Here is a 4816-nt window from a genome sequence, read left to right on the forward strand (position 1 = left end):
CTCGGCCACGCCCAGCGAGCGCAGCACATCCCACTTGCCCTCGCTCGCGGTCGCGAAGACCTCGGCGCCCAGATGGTTCGCCACCTGGATCGCCGCCATACCGACACCGCCCGCACCGGCGTGGATCAGTACCTTCTCGCCCTGCCGCAGCCCGCCCAGCTCCACGAGGGCGTGGTAAGCGGTCAGGAAGACGAGCGGCATCGAGGCCGCCGTCTCCCACGACCAGTTGTCCGGTACGGGGGTCATCATGTGCTCGTGGCCCACCACATGGGTGCCGAAGCCGCCGAAGAGCATGCCCATGACCCGGTCGCCGACCCGCAGATCGGTCACGTCGGGCCCGGTCCCGACCACGACACCGGCCGCCTCGGAGCCGAACAGCCCCGCGTCGCCGGGGTACATGCCCAGGGCGTTGAGGACATCGCGGAAGTTCACTCCGGCCGCGCGGACCTCGATCCGTACGTCGCGGCCGGTCAGCGGTTCGAGGACCTCGGGGAACGGGGCGAGGGTCAGTCCGTCGAGGCTGCCCTTGGCCCGGCTGCCCAGCCGCCAGGGCACGCCGGCCGGCGGCACCAGTCCCGTACCCGACTCCAGCCGGGCGAGCCGGCCGACGCGCAGCGCGCCCGCGCGGACCACGGCCTGCGGCTCGTCGGCGGCCACCAGCCCCGGCAGCGCGGGGAGTACGGCCGCCGAGTCGGCGGTGTCATCGGCGTCCACCAGCAGGAACCGGCCGGGGTTCTCGGCCTGCGCCGAGCGCACCAGGCCCCAGACGGGCGCGGCGGCGACATCGGTGACGTCCGTGGCGCCGTCCTCGACCGCGCCCCGCGTGACGAACACGAGGCGCGAGTCCGCGAACCGCTCCTCGGCCAGCCACTCCTGGACCAACGTCAGTGCGTAGTGGGCGAGTTCGTGTGCCGACTCGGCGCCGCGCGCGCTGTCGCCGCTCAGCGGTACGACCACGATCCCCGGCACGGCCGCGTCGTCGCGGGCCGTCAGTTCGGCGAGGGTGCGCGCCGGGGCGCCGAGTTCGACGGCGCCGGTCGAGGCGAGGGCGGCCGTCAGGCCCAGTCCGTCCGTGCCGAGCACCACCCATTCGGTGTCCTCGGAGACCTTCTCCGGGGTGCCGGGCACCCAGTCGACGCGGAAGAGCGAGTTCAGTTCGTCCCGGCGTCCGCTATCGGCCGCCTGGGGGCCCGCCGCCCGCAGCAGCAGCGAGTCCACCGAGATGACCGGTTCGCCCTGGACGTCGACGGCGGCCAGCTGGACGGAGTCCTGGCCGTTGCTGGTGATCCGGACGCGCAGGGTCGACGCCCCGGAGGCGTGCAGGGAGACCCCGTTCCAGGCGAAGGGCAGCAGGCTGCGGTCGTCGCCGTCCGCGCTGGCGAACACGGTGCTGTGCAGGACGGAGTCGAGCAGCGCCGGGTGCACGCCGAAGTCGTTCGCGTCGGTGACACCGCGGTCGAGGGCGACCTCGGCGAAGATCTCCTCGCCCCGGCGCCAGACCGCGCGCAGGCCGCGGAAGACCGGGCCGTAGTCGAGTCCGTTGCCCGCGTAGCGGTCGTACAGCCCCTCGATGTCCACCACGGTCGCGCCCTTGGGCGGCCATACGGACCCGTCGAAGCCGAGGATCCGCTCGCCGCTGCCGATCCGGCCGGAGGCGTGCAGGGTCCACTCGTCGTCGGGCGCGTCGGCGGGGCGGGTGTAGAAGCGCAGCTCGCGGCGGCCCTCGTCGTCCGCGCCGCCGACCGAGATCTGCACCTGGACGGCGCCGGTGCGGGGCAGGATGAGCGGGGCGGCGAGCATCAGTTCCTCGACGCGGTCGCAGCCTGCCTGGTCGGCGGCCCTGATGGCCAGTTCGAGGAATCCGGTGCCGGGGAAGAAGACCATTCCGCTGACGACATGATCGGCCAGCCACGGGTGGGTGGCCAGCGAGAGGGTGCCGGTCAGCAGGAGTTCGTCGGAGCCCGCCACGGACATGGCGGCGCCCAGCAGCGGGTGGTTCGCGGAGGCCAGTCCGAGACCGGTCGCGTCGGCCGGCCGGAAGGTCGTCTTCGGCCAGAACCGCTCGTGCTGGAACGCGTATGTCGGCAGATCCACCAGCCGGGCGCCGGTACCCGCGAAGAACGCCGGCCATTCCACGCGCACGCCATGGACATGCAGTTGAGCGAGCGCGGTGACGGCCGAGGTCTCCTCGGGGCGGTCCTTGCGGAGCACCGGTACGGTCACGGCACCGGCCGGTACGGACTCCTGGGCCATGGCCGACAGCACACCGTCCGGGCCCAGCTCCAGGAAGGCGGTCACGCCCTGCTCGCCGAGCGTCCGTACGCCGTCGCCGAACCGGACGGCCTCGCGGACATGCCGTACCCAGTACTCGGCCGAGCACAGCTCCCCGTCCGACGCCAGAGCGCCCGTCAGATTCGACACGACGGGGATGACCGGCTCCGCGTAGGCCAGGCCCTGAGCGACGGCGCGGAACTCGTCCAGCATCGGGTCCATCAGCGGCGAGTGGAAGGCGTGCGAGACCCGGAGCCTGCTCGTCTTGCGGCCCTGCTCCCCCAGGCGTGCGGCGGCCTTGAGGGCGGCGTCCTCGTCACCGGAGATCACCAGAGAGGTGGGTCCGTTGACGGCGGCGATGGACACCTCGCCGGAGAGCAGCGGAAGGACCTCGTCCTCGGTGGCCTGGACGGCGACCATCGCGCCGCCCGGGGGCAGCGCCCGCATCAGCCGCGCCCGCGCGACCACGAGCGTGCAGGCGTCCTCCAGCGAGAACACCCCCGCCACATGTGCCGCCGCGATCTCACCGATCGAATGACCGGCGACGAAGTCCGGGACCACACCCCACGACTCGACCAACCGGAACAGCGCCACCTCGATCGCGAACAGCGCGGGCTGGGTGAAGCCGGTGTCGTTCAGGAGCTCGGCGTCGTCACCCCAGATGACCTCGCGGAGGGGCCGATCGAGCCCGGCGTCCAGCAGCGGCACTACGGTGTCCAGCGCCTCGGCGAAGACCGGGAAGCTCTCGTACAGTTCGCGGCCCATCCCGAGCCGCTGGCTGCCCTGGCCGGAGAACAGCACCGCGCTCTTCGTGCGTCCCGCGACCGTGCCCTCGACCGCGCCGGCCGCCGCGCCGTTCGTGAGCCACGCCTCCAGCGCCGCGCGTCCCGCCCCGCCGTCCTCGTCCGCGACGACGGTGAGGCGGTGTTCCAGGCTCGCCCTGGACGTCGCGAGGGACAGCGCGGTGTCCAGCGCGCCCGTACCGGGCTCGGCCTCCAGCCTGCTCAGCAGCGCGGCGGCCTGGTCACGCAGCGCCTCGGCGGTACGCCCCGAGATGACCCACGGCAGCGCGGTCGCGCGGCGGGCGGGGCCGGTCCCGTCCTTCTGGGCGGGGGTCTCCTCGGCGCCAGGGGCCTGCTCGATGATCACGTGCGCGTTGGTGCCGCTGACCCCGAACGAGGAGACACCCGTACGGCGCGGACGGCCCGCGTCCGGCCAGGCGCGCGCCTCGGTGACAAGTTCGACCTTGCCCGCCGACCAGTCGACATGCGACGACGGCTCGTCGGCGTGCAGCGTCTTCGGCACCACGCCGTGCCGCATCGCCATGACCATCTTGATGACGCCCGCGACACCCGAAGCGGCCTGAGTGTGACCGATGTTGGACTTGACCGAGCCGAGGAGCAGCGGGCGCTCCCGGTCCTGGCCGTAGCTCGCGAGCAGGCTCTGCGCCTCGATGGGGTCGCCCAGCGGGGTGCCCGTACCGTGCGCCTCCACGGCGTCCACCTCGGCCGGGGTGAGACCGGCGTTGGCGAGCGCCTGCCGGATCACCCGCTGCTGCGAGGGGCCGTTGGGCGCGGTGAATCCGTTGGAGGCACCGTCCTGGTTGACGGCGGAGCCCCGGATCACGGCGAGCACCGGGTGTCCGTTGCGCTGCGCGTCCGAGAGGCGCTCCAGCATGAGGACGCCCGCGCCCTCGGACCAGCCGGTGCCGTCGGCCGACTCGGAGAACGCCTTGCAGCGGCCGTCCCTGGCGAGCCCGCCCTGCCGGCTGAACTCGATGAGCGAGCCGGGCGTGGACATCACATTGACGCCGCCGGCGAGCGCCAGTCCGCATTCGCCGTTGCGCAGCGACTGCACGGCGAGGTGGAGGGCGACCAGGGAGGACGAGCAGGCGGTGTCGACGGTGATGGCCGGGCCTTCGAGCCCGAGCGTGTAGGAGAGCCGGCCGGACACGGCGCTGGCGGCGATGCCGGTGCCGACGTCGCCGGTCGCGTCGTCCAGCGACCTGACCAGGAGGTAGGCGTAGTCCTGGCCGTTGGTGCCGATGAACGCGCCGGTACGGGTCCCGCGCAGCCGGGTGGCATCGATCCCGGACCGCTCGATGGCCTCCCAGGTGGTCTCCAGCAGCAGCCGCTGCTGGGGGTCCATGGTGACGGCCTCGCGGGGCGAGATCCCGAAGAAGCCCGGGTCGAAGTCGGCGACGGTGCTGAGGAATCCGCCCTGCTGGCTGACGGAGGTGTCGCGCTCGTCGGTGGTGCTGTCGCGCAGCGCGTCCAGGTCCCAGCCGCGGTCGGCGGGGAATCCGGAGATGGCGTCGGTGCCGGAGGCGACGAGGTCCCAGAGTCCTTCCGGGGAGTGCGCCTCGCCGGGGAACCGGCAGCTCATTCCCACGATGGCGATGGGTTCCTTGGCCGCGGCGACGAACATTCTGTTCTGCCGTCGCAGCCGCTCCGCCTCCTTCATCGCGGCGCGGAGTGCTTCCACGACGTTGGCGTTGGGGGCTTTCTCGGTGGGGGCGTTCATCGTCTGCTCCATCACTCTCGCG

At 72.8% G+C, this 4816-nt stretch carries 1 protein-coding gene; it reads right to left on the reverse strand.

Translation table 11 applies throughout. From position 1 onward, the window contains the following. Nucleotides 1–4794 (reverse strand): type I polyketide synthase (locus tag IF11_RS0135005; protein WP_037729362.1); only part of this gene is annotated, 4794 nt, incomplete at its 3' end. Nucleotides 4795–4816: the final 22 nt, after the last annotated feature.

The organism is Streptomyces scopuliridis RB72, assembly GCF_000718095.1.
In the GTDB taxonomy this organism is placed as follows: domain Bacteria; phylum Actinomycetota; class Actinomycetes; order Streptomycetales; family Streptomycetaceae; genus Streptomyces; species Streptomyces scopuliridis.